14 protein-coding genes are annotated in these 16,766 nt (G+C 72.7%); 4 read left to right on the top strand and 10 right to left on the bottom strand.

Features of this window, described 5'->3' with window-relative positions:
* From ACZ6QO_RS34740 to betA, 8 genes are all read right to left on the bottom strand, one after another.
* The coding region (locus ACZ6QO_RS34740) for a 2Fe-2S iron-sulfur cluster-binding protein (protein WP_465857223.1) at nt 1–485 on the bottom strand (485 nt) is incomplete at its 3' end.
* On the bottom strand, nt 482–853 hold the full coding sequence (locus ACZ6QO_RS34735; protein WP_465857221.1) for a sarcosine oxidase subunit delta: 372 nt from the start codon (nt 851–853) through the stop codon (nt 482–484). The genes ACZ6QO_RS34735 and ACZ6QO_RS34740, both read right to left, overlap by 4 nt.
* 17 nt (nt 854–870) lie before the next feature.
* A complete protein-coding gene (locus tag ACZ6QO_RS34730; RefSeq protein WP_465857219.1) occupies nt 871–2,103 on the bottom strand; it encodes a sarcosine oxidase subunit beta family protein in 1,233 nt (410 codons plus the stop codon).
* Between the two features lie 115 nt (nt 2,104–2,218).
* A complete protein-coding gene (locus ACZ6QO_RS34725; protein ID WP_465857217.1) occupies nt 2,219–4,705 on the bottom strand; it encodes a GcvT family protein in 2,487 nt (828 codons plus the stop codon).
* Nucleotides 4,706–4,791: 86 nt separating this feature from the next.
* A complete protein-coding gene (locus tag ACZ6QO_RS34720) occupies nt 4,792–5,790 on the bottom strand; it encodes an ABC transporter substrate-binding protein (RefSeq protein WP_465857215.1) in 999 nt (332 codons plus the stop codon).
* A gap of 13 nt (nt 5,791–5,803) precedes the next feature.
* Nucleotides 5,804–7,840 carry an ABC transporter permease subunit gene (locus ACZ6QO_RS34715; RefSeq protein WP_465857213.1) on the bottom strand — a complete coding sequence of 679 codons (2,037 nt, stop codon included), beginning with the start codon at nt 7,838–7,840 and terminating at the stop codon, nt 5,804–5,806.
* Nucleotides 7,837–8,889, bottom strand: coding sequence for a quaternary amine ABC transporter ATP-binding protein (locus ACZ6QO_RS34710; RefSeq protein WP_465857211.1), 1,053 nt, complete (start codon nt 8,887–8,889; stop codon nt 7,837–7,839). The genes ACZ6QO_RS34715 and ACZ6QO_RS34710 overlap by 4 nt, the downstream gene beginning before the upstream one ends.
* Before the next feature lie 236 nt (nt 8,890–9,125).
* Complete coding sequence (gene betA, locus ACZ6QO_RS34705; protein ID WP_465857209.1) at nt 9,126–10,775, bottom strand: choline dehydrogenase; 1,650 nt, start codon at nt 10,773–10,775, stop codon at nt 9,126–9,128.
* Nucleotides 10,776–10,944: 169 nt separating this feature from the next.
* On the opposite strand from betA, the gene ACZ6QO_RS34700 reads away from it, so the two are divergent.
* Nucleotides 10,945–11,715, top strand: coding sequence for an IclR family transcriptional regulator (locus ACZ6QO_RS34700; RefSeq protein WP_465857207.1), 771 nt, complete (start codon nt 10,945–10,947; stop codon nt 11,713–11,715).
* 47 nt (nt 11,716–11,762) lie between these two features.
* Here the strand turns inward: ACZ6QO_RS34700 and ACZ6QO_RS34695 are convergent, their stop codons facing one another.
* On the bottom strand, nt 11,763–12,878 hold the full coding sequence (locus tag ACZ6QO_RS34695) for an aromatic ring-hydroxylating oxygenase subunit alpha (protein ID WP_465857205.1): 1,116 nt from the start codon (nt 12,876–12,878) through the stop codon (nt 11,763–11,765).
* Nucleotides 12,879–13,158: 280 nt separating this feature from the next.
* On the opposite strand from ACZ6QO_RS34695, the gene ACZ6QO_RS34690 reads away from it, so the two are divergent.
* From ACZ6QO_RS34690 to ACZ6QO_RS34680, 3 genes are all read left to right on the top strand, one after another.
* Nucleotides 13,159–13,707 (top strand): VanZ family protein, encoded by a 549-nt coding sequence (locus tag ACZ6QO_RS34690; RefSeq protein WP_465857203.1) that lies wholly within the window; start codon nt 13,159–13,161, stop codon nt 13,705–13,707.
* Nucleotides 13,708–13,860: 153 nt separating this feature from the next.
* Nucleotides 13,861–14,610, top strand: coding sequence for a GntR family transcriptional regulator (locus ACZ6QO_RS34685; protein WP_465857246.1), 750 nt, complete (start codon nt 13,861–13,863; stop codon nt 14,608–14,610).
* Between the two features lie 126 nt (nt 14,611–14,736).
* Nucleotides 14,737–15,099 (top strand): hypothetical protein, encoded by a 363-nt coding sequence (locus tag ACZ6QO_RS34680; protein WP_465857201.1) that lies wholly within the window; start codon nt 14,737–14,739, stop codon nt 15,097–15,099.
* Between the two features lie 85 nt (nt 15,100–15,184).
* Here ACZ6QO_RS34680 and ACZ6QO_RS34675 read toward each other — a convergent pair whose 3' ends face one another.
* Entirely contained in the window at nt 15,185–16,648 is a 1,464-nt protein-coding gene (locus ACZ6QO_RS34675; protein WP_465857199.1) for a hypothetical protein, read from the bottom strand.
* Between the last annotated feature and the right edge of the window lie 118 nt (nt 16,649–16,766).

Below are 16,766 nucleotides of genomic sequence, written 5' to 3'. Positions count from 1 at the left end.
GGGTTGGTTGTTGGGGGCTGTTGGGGGGTGAGACTGGGTGGGGGGGGGTTGTCGGCGAGGACCCCTGGTGCTCCGCTTGCGGGGGTGGCGGGGGCCGGGGCGACCCCGGCCGGTCCCGCGCCCACCACCAGGACGTCGCAGTGGGCGTGCGTGGCGTCGTAGCGTGCCGTGTCCGGCTCCGGGGACAGCCGGCCGCGGCCGGCGAGGCCGGAGGCGGCCAGGCCGTCGCGCAGCGGGACCGTGGTGGCCTGCACCATGGGCTCGGAGTAGGGGTGGTCGATCTGGACGACGGCGTTGGGTTCCTCGGTCCAGGAGCCGAAGACGCCGCGCGGGCGGCCGAGCGTGACGCTGACGCCCACGCGGCGCACGCCCGCCGCGAGCAGCGCCGAGGCGAGCGTGTCGCCTCGGCGCCCCTCGTAGGGCCGGCCGTCGAAGCTGAACCGCAGCACCTCGCCCGCGTGCCCGTCCCTGCGCCGCCCGGTCATCGCCCGTCCCCGGAACCAGGACGGCCGCCCGGCATGGGAGCAGCGCCGGGGATGGGAGCGCCGCCGGAGGTGGAGGCGCTGAGGGGGGAGGCGCCGGAGGTGGAGGCGCCGGGGGTGGGCGCGTCGTCGGGGAGGATGTCGTTGGTGGCGGTGTCCCGGGTCAGGTCGAACCAGCGGCGGCAGCCGACGGCGTGGTGCCAGCGTTCGCGGAACGGGCCCTCGGGGTTGTCGCGGAAGAACAGGTAGTGCGCCCATTCCTCGTCGGTGAGCGCGCCCGGGTCGGCCGGGTAGGCGACGCCCGCCTGCCCGCCGTACCGGAACTCGGCCTCGTCACGCGGCCCGCACCACGGGCAAGGGATCAGCAGCATCGCAGGCAGGTGCTCCTTCAGTGGGCCACGGCGGCGGCGCCGTGCTCGTCCACGAGCGCGCCGGTGGTGAATCGTCCGAGGTCGAAGGGCGCGTTGAGCGGATGCGGCTCGTCGCTCGCGATGGTGTGCGCGTAGCACCAGCCGACGCCGGGCGTCGCCTTGAAGCCTCCGGTGCCCCAGCCGCAGTTGACGTACAGGCCGCCGACCGGGGTGAGCCCGACGATGGGCGAGGCGTCCGGGGTGACGTCGACCACCCCGCCCCAGGTGCGCAGCACGTGCGCCCTGGCGAAGATGGGGAACAGCTCCAGGGCCGCGGCCATCTGCCGTTCGATGATGTGGAAGGCGCCGCGCCGGCGGTAGGAGTTCGGGGCGTCGATGCCGGCGCCCATGACGAGTTCGCCCTTGTGCGCCTGGCTCACGTAGACGTGGACGGCGTTGGACATGACGACCGTCGGGTGCACCGGTTCGAGCAGCTCGGAGACCAGCGCCTGGAGGGTGTGGCTCTGCATCGGCAGCCGCAGCCCGGCCATCCCGGCGACGACGGCCGAGTGCCCGGCCGCGCTGAGCGCCACCCGGCCCGCCGCGACGCGCCCGCGCGTGGTCTGGACGGCCTGGACGCGCCCGCCGGTCACCTCGATGCCGGTGACCTCGCAGTGCTCGACGAAGTGGACGCCCAGCGCGGCGGCGGCCCGCGCGTACCCCCAGGCGACGTGGTCGTGCTTGGCGATGCCGGCGCGGGGCTGGTAGGTGGCGCCGAGCACGGGATGGCGGGCGTCGGGCCGGATGTCGACGATGGGGCAGATCTCCTTGACCTGCTCGGGGCCGAGCCATTCGGCGTCCACGCCGTTGAGCCGGTTGGCGTTGACGCGGCGCACGCCGTCGCGCACGTCCTGCAGGCTGTGGGCGAGGTTGAGCACGCCGCGCTGGCTGAACCGCAGCCGGTAGCCGAGCTCCTCCTCCAGGCCCTCCCACAGCTTGAGCGCGTGCTCGTAGATGCCGGCGCTCTGGTCCCACAGGTAGTTGGAGCGGATGATCGTGGTGTTGCGGGCCATGTTGCCGCCGGCCAGCCAGCCGCGCTCCAGCACGGCGACGTTGGTGATGCCGTGGTTCTTGGCCAGGTAGTAGGCGGTGGCGATGCCGTGGCCGCCGCCGCCGACGATGACGACGTCGTAGGAGGCGTCCGGTTCGGCGGGGCCGCGCCACAGGGCGGCGCCGTCGCCGGGCCCGGCGAGGTGGGCAGGGTCGGTCATCGTCCTCCCGTCGTCACCGCGCCGCGGCGTTCCGTCGTCCAGCGGCCCATCGCCCCGCGGCCAGGGCGTCCCGTCCGCGCCGGCCCGTGGGGCGGCGCGGGGAGCGTGCGGCCCCTCACCCGCGCAGCCGCTTCATGGCCGGGTCGAACAGCGGTTCCCGCGCCACGACGGCGGGGACGCGCCTGCCGAAGTAGCCGATGTGGACCCGCCGGCCGGGGACCGCCAGGTCGGCGGGCAGCCAGGCGTAGGCGATGGCCTTGCCGACGGTGTACCCGTACGCCGCGCTGGTGACGTACCCCACGCACGAGTCGCCGTCGTACACCGGCTCCTTGCCCGTCACCACGTCGGCGGGGTCGTCGGACGTCAGGCAGGTCAGCCGGCGGCGCACCGACGCCTCGCGCTCGGCCAGCGCCGCCCTGCCGATGAAGTCTCCCTTGCCCATCTTGACGGCGAACCCGAGGCCGGCCTCGTAGGGGTCGTGCTCGTAGGTCATGTCGGCGCCGAAGGAGCGGTAGCCCTTCTCCAGGCGCAGGCTGGTGAACGCTCCGCGCCCGCCGGCGATGACGCCGTGCGCCTGCCCGGCCTCCCACAGCGTGTCCCACAGCTTCAGGCCCATGTCGGCGGTCGTGTACAGCTCCCAGCCCAGCTCGCCGATGTAGGACAGGCGCAGCGCGGTGACCGGCACGGCGCCGATGTAGGCCCGCTTGGCGCGGAAGTACCGGAAGCCTTCCGCGGAGAAGTCGTCGCGGGTGAGCGGCGCCACCAGGTCGCGGGCGCGCGGCCCCCAGACGCCGACGCAGCAGGTGCCAGGGGTGAGGTCCCTGACGGTGACCGAGCCGTCGGCGGGCAGGTGGCGGGCGAGCCAGTCGAGGTCGAGGTTGCCGTTGGCGCCGACCTGGAACAGGTCGCGGCCGAGGCGGGCGACGGTGACGTCGCCGCGGATGCCGCCGTCGTGGTCCAGCAGCAGGCAGTACGTGACCGTGCCGACCGGCTTGTCGACCTCGCCGGTGGACATGCGGGTGAGGAACGCCGCCGCGCCGGGGCCCGCGACCTCCAGCCGCTTGAGCGCGGTCATGTCGTACAGGGCGACGCCCTCGCGGGACGCCAGCGCCTCCGCGCCCACGATGGGCGACCAGTAGCGCGCCGCCCACTCACCGGGCGCCGGGATGTCCCTGCCCTCGGCGAGCGCGGCGTTCGCGCCGTACCACTGCGGGCGTTCCCATCCCGAGGCCTCCAGCGGGACGGCGCCCAGCTCGCGCTGCCGCACGTGGAAGGGGCCGACGCGCAGCGGCCGCAGGTTCTCCGGCGGCTGGAGCGGGTGGATGATGTCGTAGACCTCGACGAAGTTCTGGCAGTCGCGGGTAAGCACGTACTCGGGGGCGAGCTGGTGCGGCTCGAACCGGTTGACGTCGCACTCGTGCAGGTCGAACGACGAGCAGTGGCCGTCGACCAGCCATTCGGCCATGGCGCGCGCCACGCCCGCCGAGTGGGTTACCCACACCGCCTCGGCGACCCAGAAGCCCTTGACCTCGGCGGACTCGCCGAGCAGCGGCATGTTGTCGGTGGTGAAGGAGAACAGCCCGTTGATGCCCTCCTCGATCTTCGCCTCGCGGGTGGCCGGGAGCAGGGAGCGGGTCTCCTCCCAGGCGGGGGCGAAGTCGTCGGGGGTGAACGGGGTCACCGACGGCATCACCTGCGCCGCGCCGACCGGCGCGATGTCCTCGGGCCGCACCGGCATCGGGCGGTGGCCGTAGTAGCCGACGGCCAGCCGGTCGTGCCTTTCCCGGTAGTACAGGTCGGCGTCCTGGTGCCGCAGGATCGGCCGGGTCGCCTCGCGAGGCGTCCCCCCGCCGACCGCGTCGACCCCGCCGTTCCCGCCGTTCCCGCCGTTCCCGCCGTCCGTCCGGCCGCGCAGGGCCGGCACGGCGCCGGTCCACGCGAGCTGGTGGGCGAGCGGCGTGAGCGGGAGGTTCATGCCCGCCATGGCGGCGACCTTGGGCCCCCAGATGCCGGCGCAGCACACGACGACGTCGGCGGGGATCTCCCCCCGGTCGGTGAGCACGGCGCTCACCCGGCCGCCCTCCGCGCGGACGTCGAGCACCTCGTGCCGGTCCAGGACGCGTACGCCGCGCGCGCGGGCGCGGGCGAGCTGCGCCTCCACCGCGGGCACCGCCCTGGCGATGCCGTCGGTCGGGACGTACAGGCCGCCGAGCACCCGTGCGGGGTCGAGCAGCGAGTGGTGGCGTACGCATTCCTCGGGGGTGAGCAGCCGGGCCGTGAGGCCCCAGGCGGTCGCCCAGCCGTGCCGTCTGCGCAGGTCGGCGAGCCGTTGCGGGGTGGTGGCCACCTCCAGGCCGCCGACCTGCAGGAAGCAGCCGAGTGCCAGGAGCTTCTCGACGGTGTAGCGGGCCAGCTCGGTCATGGTCTTGGACGGGTTGGTCTGGAAGACCAGGCCGGGCGCGTGGGAGGTGGACCCGCCGGCGGCCGGGAGCCCGCCCTGGTCGACCACGGTGACGTCGTCCCAGCCGCGGGCGGACAGTTCGTCGGCGAGGGCCGCGCCCACCACGCCCGCTCCGATGACGACGACCCGGGGGCCTGTCATACGCCGCTCCTCTGTTGCGCATGCTGAGACGGGATGCGCCATCCGCAACAAGCGTGACCGGCCGCCCGGGGAGTGTCAAGAGCGGCTCAGCCGGCGGGCAGCCACGCCTTCACCTTGCCGGGGTTGTCGGCGACCCACTTCTTCGCGGCGTCCTCGGCGGACATCTTGTCCTCGGAGATGTACTTGGCCACGAGGTTCTGGTCGTCGTTGGTCCAGGTGAAGTTCTTCACCAGCTCGTAGGCCGGGCTGCCCGAGTCGGCGAACTTCTTGCTCACGATCTTGTCTAGCTCGTACGGCGGGTAGTCGCAGGCCACCTTGGCCGCGTCGGCGTCGCAGCCCTCGGTGTAGGGCGGCAGGGCCACCTTGACGAGCTTGACCTCCGACAGGAACCACTGCGGCTCGTAGAAGTAGCCGAGCATCGGCTTCTTCTGCGCCTCCGCCTGCCGGAACCCGGTGATCAGCGCCGCCTCGCTGCCCGCGTACACGACCTTGTAGTTCAGGCCGAGGTTCTTGACCAGCGCGGCGTCGTTGGTGACGAAGGACGGGTCGCCGTCCAGCAGCTGGCCCTTGCCGCCGGACTCCGAGGTCCTGAACAGGTCGGCGTACTTGTCCAGGTTCTTGTAGTCGGTGATGTCGGGGTACTTCTCGGCCATCCACGGCGGCACGTACCAGCCGATGACGCCCTGGTTGCCGGTCGGGCCGGCCTCGACGGCGACCTTCTGGTCCTCGATGTACTTCTTCTTCAGGTCGTCGTGGCCCCAGTTCTCCACGACCGCGTCGACCTCGCCGGTGGCGAAGCCCTGCCAGGCCACCTCCTCCTTGAGGTCCTTCTTGGTGACCTGGCAGCCGAGCTCCTTCTCGGCCACGTACGCGATCACGGCCGCGTTGGCCTCGTAGCCGACCCACGGGTTGATGGCGATGTTGACGGCCCCGCACGCCTTCTTCGCCGAGGATCCTGCCTCGGAGGCCGCCGGCGTCTCCCCCACCTTCGCCCCGCCGCACGCGGAGGCCAGCAGACCGACGGCCGCCACCAGTACGGCCGCCCTCGGCCGCGCGGTCCTCGGGACCGTCCTCGAAACATCCACCAGGGTCCTCCTATCAGAAGGCCGCCTCTGGCGGCCGTTGCGCACCCGTGACGGGCGATGTCCGAACTCCCCGGGCGCCGCGGGCTCCGCGAGCCTCACGCGGTCGCAGGGCCTTGGTGACGGCGGCGAGCATGGTGCCGAGCACGACGATGGCGAGGCCCGCGGCCAGGCCCTTGCCGCGGAGCTGCAGCTGCGAGAACCCCGACACCACGTCGTAGCCGAGCGCGCCCGCGCCGACCAGCCCGCCGACCACGACCATGGCCAGCACATAGCACAGGCCCTGGCTCGCGGCCAGCGCGATCGCGCCCCGCGCCATCGGCACCTGCACCTTGGAGATGATCTGCCACGTGCTCGACCCGGCGGCCGTCGCGGCCTCCACCGCCCCGGCGGACACGCCCCTGACGCCGTCGGCGACCAGCTTGATCGCCACCGGCGCGGCGTACACGACCGCGGCGAGGATCGCGGTGAACCGGGTCGCGCCGAACAGCCCGAGGATGGGCACGAGGTACACGAACGCGGGCATGGTCTGGCCGGCGTCCAGCAGCGGGCGCATCACGCGGTCCGCGCGGTCGTCCCGGCCGATCCACACGCCGACCACGACGCCGAGGAGCATCACCAGCACGGCGGCGACCAGCGTCGAGGCCAGCGTCACCATCGCGTCCTGCCACAGGCCGAGCGCCACCAGCAGGGCCAGACAGGCGGCGCACACCAGCGCCACCCGCGGCGTCGCGACCACCAGCGCGGCCGCGGTGACGACCAGGAGCACCAGCCACCACGGCGACCCGGTGAGCACCGCCTCGAACGGGTTCAGCAGGCTGTAGGTGATGAGGTTCTTCAGGCCGTTGGTGTAGACGTACAGGTCGGCCTGCGCCCACTGCCCGGCGGCGTCGGCGCCCCGGCGGACGTAGGACCCGAGGTCGGCCTCGCTGGTGAACTCCGCGGCCCACACGTAGACGTGCGAGAGGTAGACCAGCACGGCGGTGACGGCGAGGACCGCGGCCACCTGGACGCGGCGCAGGAGCGGCCGGCCGGCGCGCCCGGCGCGGCGGGCCGTCTCGACGCGGCGCCCGGCCGCCGAGGCCCCGCGGTCGAGCACGATCGCCATGACGACGATGGCCAGGCCGGCGTTGAACGAGGTGCCGACGTCCAGCGTCTCCAGGGCCTTCAGCACGGTCTTGCCCAGGCCCGGCGCGTCGATGAGCGCGGCGATCGTCACCATGGACAGCGCGGCCATGACGGTCTGGTTGACGCCGACGATGATGGTGCGCTTGGCGAGCGGGAGCCGGACCTTGGCGAGCAGCTGCCAGGGCGTCGAGCCGAGCGAGACGCCGGCCTCCACGGTCTCGCGGGGCACCTGCCTGATCGCGTGCGAGGTGATCCTGATCGCCGGCGGGATCGCGTAGATCATCGTCGCCACGGTGGCGCTGGCCGGTCCGATCAGGAAGAACAGCGTCAGGGGCGCCAGGTAGACGAACGTCGGCATGGTCTGCATGAAGTCGAGCACCGGGGTGACCAGGCGGTCGAACCGGTCGCTCAGCCCGGCCCAGACGCCGAGCGGGATGCCGGCCGCCAGCGACAGCAGCACGGCGGCCGTCGTCAGCGCCAGCGTGTCCATGCTCTCCTGCCACAGGCCGAGCAGCCCGAAGGAGACGAACCCGGCGACCGTCAGCAGCGCGACCCGGACGTTGCCGTACAGCAGGGTGACCGCCCCGGCGATGCCCACCACGCCGAGCCAGCCGATCACCGGCACCGGGCGGCCGAACGAGGGCCTGCTGATCAGGGCCTGGATGAAGGCGACCAGGTCGTCGATGAACAGCCGCGCGTAGTCGACGAAGTAGAGGAACAGCGGGTTGTCGTGGCGGCTGTTGTCGACGGCCTCGGCGGCCTGGCCGATGCGCACGTGCAGCGGGGTCAGCTCGGCCCCGTCCAGCGGCAGCGTGGCCTGGCCGCGGAAGGCGACCCACAGCGCGATCCAGGCGGCGAGGATGCCGCCGAGCATCAGGTAGGGGCGGGACCACACCGGCCGGCGGGCCGCGAGGCCGGCGGTCACCCGGCGATCACCTCCAGCATCTCCGCGCCGCCGACCACGCCGAGCAGCTCGCCGTCCGCGACCACGCGCACGGGCCGGTCGGCGCGCAGGACGGTGCGCGCGGCCTCCTTGATGACGACGTCGGGGCCGAGTTCGGGGCCGTCCAGCGCGTCGCCGTCCTCGGGCGGGCGCATGATCCAGCGCAGGGTGAGCACGTCCGCGCGGGACACGTCGCTCACGAACTCCCTGACGTAGTCGTCGGCGGGGGCGCCCACCACCTCGTCCGGGGTGCCGACCTGGACGATCTCGCCGTCGCGCATGACCAGGATGCGGTCGCCGAGCTTCAGCGCCTCGCTCAGGTCGTGCGTGATGAAGATCATCGTCTTGCCGACCTCGCGGTGCAGGCGGACGACCTCGTTCTGCATGTCGCGGCGGATCAGCGGGTCCAGGGCCGAGAACGGCTCGTCGAAGAACAGCACCTCCGGGTCCACCGCGAGGGCGCGGGCGAGGCCGACCCGCTGCTGCATGCCGCCGGAGAGCTGGTCGGGATAGGACTCGCCATACCCGGCCAGCCCGACGAGGTCGAGCATCTCGGTGGCGCGCCGATAGCGGGCCTGCCTGCCCTGACCCTGGATCTCCAGGCCGTAGGCGATGTTGTCCAGCACCCGCCGGTGCGGCAGCAGCCCGAAGTGCTGGAACACCATGGCGAACCGGTGGCGGCGCAGCTCGCGCAGCTGCCTGTCGCCGGCCTTGCGGATGTCCTGCCCGTCCAGCCGCACCTCGCCGGCGGTCGGCTCGACCAGCCGGGTCAGGCAGCGCACGAGCGTCGACTTGCCCGAGCCGGACAGGCCCATGACGACGAAGACCTCGCCGCGCCGCACGGCGAAGGAGACGTCGCGCACCGCGGCGACGCAGCCGGTGCGCTCTTTCAGCTCGGCCCGCGACAGCTCTGCGAGCGGCGTGCCCGCCACCCGTCCGGCGTGCGGGCCGAAGACCTTCCACAGGCCGCGGACGTCGAGGGTCACCGCCTCATGCGGCTGAGAGGGGTCGGCCTGCGACGTCGCGGTCATGGTCACCTCGCGGTTCGGGGGACGGGGACCGGCCATCCGGGGCGGACCCCGGGGCAGGGCTCCGCCACGGACCTCTCCGTTCGCGAATTCAGTTGCGTATCACGCATCCGAATGCTCAACGAGGAACAGATCGTCCCTCCGGTACGCCGCCGAGGTCAAGGCTTGCCGCGTTTCCCTTGGCGACCGAAAGACGCACCGCCGCGCCGGCGCCGAGGTGATGGCGACGCCCGCCCTGGTCACCGGGACGACGGCGCCGAGGCGCGGCCGGGATGCCGGTAGAACTCCACCGGCTCGGGCGGCAGCGGCGTGTCACCGCGGATGAGGTCGGCGGCCTTCTCCGCCACCATCATGACCGGCGCGTAGATGTTGCCGTTGGTCACGTACGGCATGACCGAGGCGTCGACCACGCGCAGCCCTTCCAGGCCGTGCACCCGCATGCTCAGCGGGTCGACGACGGCCCCCTCGCCGACGCCCATGCGGGCCGTGCACGAGGGGTGCAGGGCGGTCTCCGCGTCGCGGGCTACCCAGTCCAGGATCTCCTGGTCGGTTCGCACCGACGGGCCGGGCGACAGCTCGCCCGCGTTGTACTCCCCCATGGCCGGCTGGTTGAGGATGTCCCTGGCCACCCGGACGGCCTCCACCCACTCGCGCCGGTCCTGCTCGGTGGACAGGTAGTTGAAGCGCAGCGCCGGCCGCGTCCGGGGGTCGGCGTCGCGGATCTTCACCGAGCCGCGCGCGTCGGAGTACATGGGCCCGATGTGCACCTGGTAGCCGTGCCCGCCGGCCGGGGCGGAGCCGTCGTAGCGCACCGCGACCGGCAGGAAGTGGAACATCAGGTTCGGGTAGGCCACCTCGTCGTTGCCCCGGACGAAGCCGCCCGCCTCGAAGTGGTTGGTGGCGCCCGGGCCCTTGCGCAGGAACAGCCACTGGGCGCCGATCCACGGCCGGTTGCGCCACTTCATCGCCGGCTGCATCGACACCGGCCGCCCGCAGGCGTACTGCACGTAGACCTCCAGGTGGTCCTGGAGGTTCTCGCCCACGCCCGGCAGGTCGTGGACGGGGCGCACGCCCGCGGCCGACAGCTCGCCGGCCGCGCCGATGCCGGAGAGCTGGAGCAGCTGGGGAGTGTTGATCGCGCCGCCGCACAGGATGACCTCGCCCGCCCGCACGGTGCGGCCGTTGTACTCCACGCCGACGGCGCGCCCGCGCTCCACCAGCACGCGGGTCACGAACGCCCGGGTCTTCACCGTCAGGTTGGGGCGCCTTTTGACCGGGTGGAGGTACGCGCGCGCGGCCGACAGGCGGCGGCCGCGGCGGATGTTGCGGTCGAACGGCGCGAAGCCCTCCTGGCGGTAGCCGTTCACGTCGTCGGTCAGCGGGTACCCGGCCTGCCGCACGGCCTCGAAGAAGGCGGCGAACAGCGGGCCGTCCGCGGGTCCGCGCTCCAGCGCCAGCGGCCCGTCATGGCCGCGGAAGGCGGTGCCGGGGTCGGCGGTGCAGTTCTCCATGCGCTTGAAGTACGGCAGGCAGTGCGCGTAGTCCCAGGTCTCCATGCCCGGGTCGGCCGCCCAGCGCTCGTAGTCGAGCGGGTTGCCCCGCTGGAAGATCATGCCGTTGATGCTGCTCGACCCGCCGAGCACCTTGCCGCGCGCGTGGTAGATGCGGCGGCCGTTCATGTGCGGCTCGGGCTCCGACTCGTACTTCCAGTCGTAGAACCGGCTGCCGATCGGGAACATCAGCGCGGCCGGCATGTGGATGAAGACGTCCCAGGGGAAGTCCGAGCGTCCCGCTTCCAGGACCAGCACCCGGACCGAGGGATCGGCGGACAGCCGGTTCGCCAGGGCGCATCCGGCCGAGCCACCACCGACGATGACGAAGTCGTACATATAACCCTCGTCTCGCTCTCTTCGCCATAACTGGCATATGCGGAGAAAAGGCGCGCGTTGCTTGTAGCGATTGACGCACATGGTTGCGGCATCCGCAACCATGTGCCGGTCGTGGCGCGTCGGCGGCGCAAATGGACGCCGGTGAGCCGACGCCCTACAGTCCCCACCTATGGGCAACGATTCCTCGGCCGGCGTGCAGTCGGTCGACCGCGCCATCACCGTGCTGGAGATCCTCTCCCAGCGCGGCGAGGCCGGCGTCAGCGAGATCGCGGCCGAGATCGGCGTCCACAAGTCCACCGCCTTCCGGCTGCTCGGCGCCCTGGAGGCCAGGAACCTCGTCGAGCAGGCCGAGGACCGCGGCAAGTACCGCCTCAGCTTCGGCGTCATCCGCCTGGCCGGCGGGGTCGCCGCCCGCCTCGACCTCACCCAGCAGGGACGCCCGGTCTGCCGCCGCCTGGCGGAGGAGATCGGCGAGACCGTCAACCTCGCCGTCGTGCGGTCCCACTACGCGGTCAACCTCGACCAGGTGCGCGGCCCGTCGGCGGTCACCGCCTACAACTGGGTGGGCCAGCTCACCCCGCTGCACGCCACCTCCAGCGGCAAGGTGCTGCTCGCCCACCTGGACGAGCGCCACCGCGACCGGCTGCTGGCCGCCGCCGGCCTCACGCGCTACACCCCCGCCACCATCACCTCCGCCGGCGACCTGCTGCCCCAGCTGGAGCAGGCCAGGACGCGCGGGTACGCCGTCACGGTGGAGGAGTACGAGATCGGGCTGAACGCCGTGGCCGCCGCCGTGCGCTCCTACGACGGCGAGGTGGTGGCGGCCGTCAGCGCCTCCGGGCCCGCCTACCGCTTCAGCGAAGAGCGCATGCACGAGATCGCCCCGGTGCTCATCGGCGGCGCGGCCGACATCAGCCACCGCCTCGGCTTCTCCGGCTAGCCCTCCCGGCCGCGCCGCGTCCGGGGACGGGCCACCGGGCAACGGCGTCAGCGCGGCCGGCCGAGGCGCCGGACGACCCACTCGTGGAAGTCGGCGATGTGGTGCTCGCTCGGCACCAGCACGCCGCCGCGCGCGTAGGCCCGTGAGCCCATCGCCGGCTGGCAGCGCTCGCACGCGTCGAAGTCCTGCTCGTTGACCTTGTGGAACAGCTCCACGGACGGCCCGATGTCCGTGCCGGCCGCCACGACCTCCGGCAGGAACAGCCAGTCGCACTCCACGACCGTGCGGTCGGCCGCGAGCGGGAACATGCGGTGCACGATGGCGTGGTCGGGGACGAGGTTGACGAACACCTGCGGCCTGATGGTGATCGCGTAGTAGCGGCGGTCCTGCTCGTCGCTGATCGTCGGGATGCGGTCGACCCCCGGCGAGCCGTCGACGGTGAACCCCTGGATGTCGCCGCCGAACGCCGCGCCGTGGCCGACGAAGTACTGCGCGGCGTACCCCTCGGCGAACTCCGGCAGCACCTCGGTCAGCTCGGGGTGGATCGTCGCGCAGTGGTAGCACTCCATGAAGTTCTCGACGATGAGCTTCCAATTGGCGCGGACGTCGTAGACGATCCTGCGGCCGACCCTGAGGTTCTCGACGCCGTAGTTCTCGATCGACGCGAGGTCGCCCAGCCTGGTCACGACCGCGCCGAGCACGTCCTGCTCGAAGGACGGCGGCTCGTCGGCCAGGCACACCCACACATACCCGAGCCACTCGCGCGCGTGCACCTTGACCAGGCCGTACTCGACCCGGTCGATGTCGGGCATCTTGCTGAGGTTCGGCGCGGCGATCAGCTTGCCGTCCAGGTCGTAGGCCCAGGCGTGGTAGGAGCACCGGAAGGCGCGGCCCACCGACCCGGACTCCTCCGCGCACAGGCGGGCGCCGCGGTGGCGGCAGACGTTCAGGAACGCGCGGACCGAGCCGTCCTTGGCCCGGCTGACGATGACGCTCTCGCGCCCGACCTGGGCGGTGCGGAAGGCGCCGGGGCCGTCGAGGTCCTCGGCGCGGGCCGCGCAGAACCACATCTCCTCGAAGATCCGCCGCTGCTCGAGGGCGAAGACGTCCTGGTCGGTGTACAGGTGGCCGGGAAGGGTGGCCACCAGGCTGGAGGTGTTCACGCGGCGGGCACCCCTGTGGTTGATGATGGCGAAACCTGACTCGCTATGCGCAACAGACTGCGTCCGCGTGCGCCGCCTGTCAATACGCTCCGGTGACCTCCGCCCGGGTCCGGCCGCCGCCGTCCGCAGCGCCTCGTTCTCACCGTGCGTGACGCCCGCCCGCCGCCGGAGGCGGGCGTTCGCCGCGAGCGGCCCTTCCCCGGAAGCCAGCTTCCTGTTACCCGGCATGGCCCGGCAGGGCAGTGGATCATGGTCGGTCAAGACTCGGTCATCCGGCAAGATGACCCTCATGTGGCGCGAATGGCACCTGTGGAGCTCTGTCGTCCTGGCTACATTTCTGTTGCTCCCGGCGGCCGTCGCCACGGCCCATCTGCTGGCCCGCCGGCGCGCCCGCGAGGGGCGTCCCGACCCCGTGCGGACCGCCTACGCGGACGTCTTCATCGTCGCAGGAACCGCCCCCTGGCTGTGGATGATCCTCACCCCCGGCACGGCTTCCGGCGTCAGCCTGGTGCCGCTGCGCGATCTCGCCGAACTGGCGCACGGCCCGTTCGGGACGGCGTTCGTGCAGGTCACCGGCAATCTGCTGGTCTTCGCCGCGCTCGGCGCGCTGCTGCCGGTGCGCTCCGCGCGCTTCACGGCCCTGTGGCGGGTCGCCCTGCTCGCCGCGGCGCTGTCGGCCGCCGTCGAGGCCCTTCAGTACGGCCTGCGGCTCGGCCGCGTCTCCTCCGTCGACGACGTCCTGCTCAACGCGGCGGGCGCCGTGCTGGCGGCTCTGGCGACCCGGCCGTGGCGGGCCGGGCGCGCGGCGGTCGGGACCGGTCCACGGTAACCGGAGCACGAAAACCCCCGGGGATCACCACACAGGCACGATCCGCGCAAAAGAAGCACAAGACCAACCTGAGTATCTGTGCGATCGTGGACAAGGCGGGGCAAGTTCTCTGGAGACGCGGACCGCGTTGGTGACTGAGGGTGATAGAGCGTGATGCAATCCCCGGTACCTCACGAACCCCCGATCTATCGCCGCATCGCCGATCGCCTGCGCCAGGCGATCCAGGCGGGCGAATTCCGCGATGGGGATCGCTTACCGGGCGAGAACGCCCTCATGACCGAGTACGGCATAGCCCGCGCCACGGCGCGGCAGGCGCTGTCGGTGCTCATCAACGAGGGCGTGGCCGTACCGCGCCGGGGGTCGGGGGTCTACGTGCGGCAGTTCAGGCCGATCCGGCGGCACGGCTCCCGCCGCCTGGCCCGCGACCAATGGGGCACCGGCCGGGCCATCTGGGACGGCGACGCCGCCGGCCGGCCCTACGTGGTCGACGACCTGGAGATCGCCAGGGAGCCGGCCGCCGAGGACGCCGCGCGGGTGCTGGCCTGCGACGAGGTGTGGGTGCGGCGGCGCCGCTACTCCGTCGACGGCCGGCCCGTGCAGCTCGCGGCCTCCTGCTTTCCGGCCGAACTGGTCGCGGGCTCGGCGATCGTCGAGTCGGACACCGGGCCCGGCGGCGTCTACGCGCGGCTGCGCGACCTCGGGCACGCGCCGGCGCACTTCACCGAGGAGGTGCGCGCCCGGATGCCCTCGCCGGAGGAGGCCGGCCGGCTCGCCCTGTCCGCAGGGACGCCCGTCATCGTCGTCCACCGCACCGCCTACACCGCCGGAGGCGGCGCGGTCGAGCTGAACACCATGATCATGGACGCGGCGTCGTACGTACTTCAGTACGATTTCGACGCCTGAGTCAAGGTGATATGTCAAGCGTTAGGTTGACCTGTCCCAGCAGAACATTGATTTCTCTAGAGATGTCCCGCAACGTGAAGGAGGAAGGTACCAACCTGGCCCCTCGCCGCGGGAAGGGTGGACGGGATGTCGTTCGACCGGCACCTCGCCGAAATCGCCCGGGAGTTCCCCGAGTGGACGATCTGGAGGAGCGACGCGGGACGGTGGTGGGCCACCCGGCACCACCTGCTCACCGAACGTGAACGTGACGCGGGTTGTGCGATGACGATCGACGCCGACGATCCCGAGGGGTTGCGCGAGCGGCTGGTGGAGCAGCGGCAGTGCATCTCCTCCCTCGATCGGGAGGCCGGACCGCCCGGCGCCTCCCCCGGCTGGGGAGAAACCGGACCGACCGGCACGTCCTCCGGCCGGGGAGAGACCGGAAGGCCCGGCGCCTCCGACGAGGAAGACAGGGATCCGCCCGGCGGCGCCGTCGACCGGGAAAGCTGATCGCCCCCGCACCGGCGAGAGGGAACGCGGAAACCTCCGACCCGATCGGGGGCGGAGGTTTCCGCCAGGCGACGGCGCGAGCGCCCTACTGGTCGGCCGGGCGGCCGGAGTTGATCTCGGCGTCCTCGAAGAAGCCGCGGATGCGGCCCTTCGGCGTGTCGTGGTCGTTCGCGTGGCGGGCGTCGCCGGCGACCTGCGCCTCGTCGCGCCCGTCCAGCGCCCGCACGGCCTCCTGCGGATCTCCGCCGCCGAAGACCGAGCCCGCGTACCCGTCGTCCTGAGCCTCGTGCGGGCGGCGCGGCCCGTGGCCCCCCTGCGGGTCGTACCCGGCGTGCGCGGCGAAGACGTCGTGCCCGCCCTGGCCCGCGGACGCCTGCTGCCCGGCCTGGCCGTGCCCGGCGGGCTCGCCGTACCGGCCGTGCCGGGTCTGCTCACCGTGCGGGCCGTCGTCGCCGTGCGAGGCGTGCTCGGCGGGTTCGCCGTGCCCGTCACGGCCGTCACGGACGCCGTCGTGGTCGGTGCGGGCGTCCTGCGCCGGCCCGGCGTCCTCGCCTGGCCGCGCGTCGCGCGCGTCGTCGTGGACGTCGGTGCCGGTGCCCTCGCTGTCACCGTCGCCGGTGTCGTCCAGGACGACGCGGACCGCGTCGAGCTCCTCGGCCGCGGGCGACCCGCTCTGGCCCCGCTCTTCGGCCGGGTCGATCGAGGGCGCGGGCGGCAGCACGGCGGCCTCGTCGATCAGCGGCCCGGCCGCCCCTTCGTGCCGCAGCAGGTCGGTCAGCACCGAGCCCATCTCGCCGAGCCGGCGCATGACCTCGGTGTGGGTGTCGGTGAGGAAGGTCACCCTCTTGCCGGTGTGCTCGTCCAGGGACGCGGCGCGCTGCCGCGCGTCGGCCAGCGTGTCGCTCGCCTCGGCGCGCGCGGCCTTCAGCGTGCTCTCGGCCTCGGCGTTGGCCGAGCCGATCGTCGCCTCGGCCTGCGCCCCGGCCTCCGTCACCAGGCGCTCGGCCTCGCGCTGAGCGGCGGTGAGCGTGCGGTCGGCCTCGGCGCGCGCGTTGCGCAGCGTCTCGTCGGACTCGGCGCGCGCGGCGCCCAGGGTCTCCTCGGCGTCCGATCCGGCCTGCGCCAGCAGCCGCTCGGCGGCGTTGGTGGCCTCGGCGACCCGGCGCTCGGCCTCGGCCTGGGCGGCGGCGAGGATGCGCTCGGCCTCCGCGGCGGCCTCCTCGCGGACCTTGGCCGCCTCGGCGTCGGCGGTCTCGCGCTTGGAGATGGCCTCTTCCTCGGCGAGCTTGAGGATCTGGCTCAGCCGCTGGCCCAGTTCGTCGTAGTCCTGCGGGGCCTCGGCCAGGCGGCGCCGGGCCTCCGCGAGCTCGACACGGCCCTGCTCGGCCTGATCGATGGCGCGTGCCAGCCGTTCCTCGAGGTCGCGAATCTGGTTGCGAGTCCGGACCATGTGATCGTGGACCTGCCGGCGGCTGTATCCACGCATCACCACCTCGAAGCCGAGGTCCTCGTGCATCATGTCGGGAAAGCTGTCGTGCTGGTTCGTCATGGCTGAGCCCTGGGGGTCGTGAATCGAGTGGGGGTCGTGCTTCGGTAACGACACGTCGGACACGACTTTCCTGCCATCCGCCCAAGTCCGCAACCCGAACGGCCTGACCTCTTCCGGT

It is taken from the genome of Sphaerisporangium sp. NPDC049457 (assembly GCF_055586705.1).
This window is presented reverse-complemented; position numbering and strand designations above follow the sequence as displayed.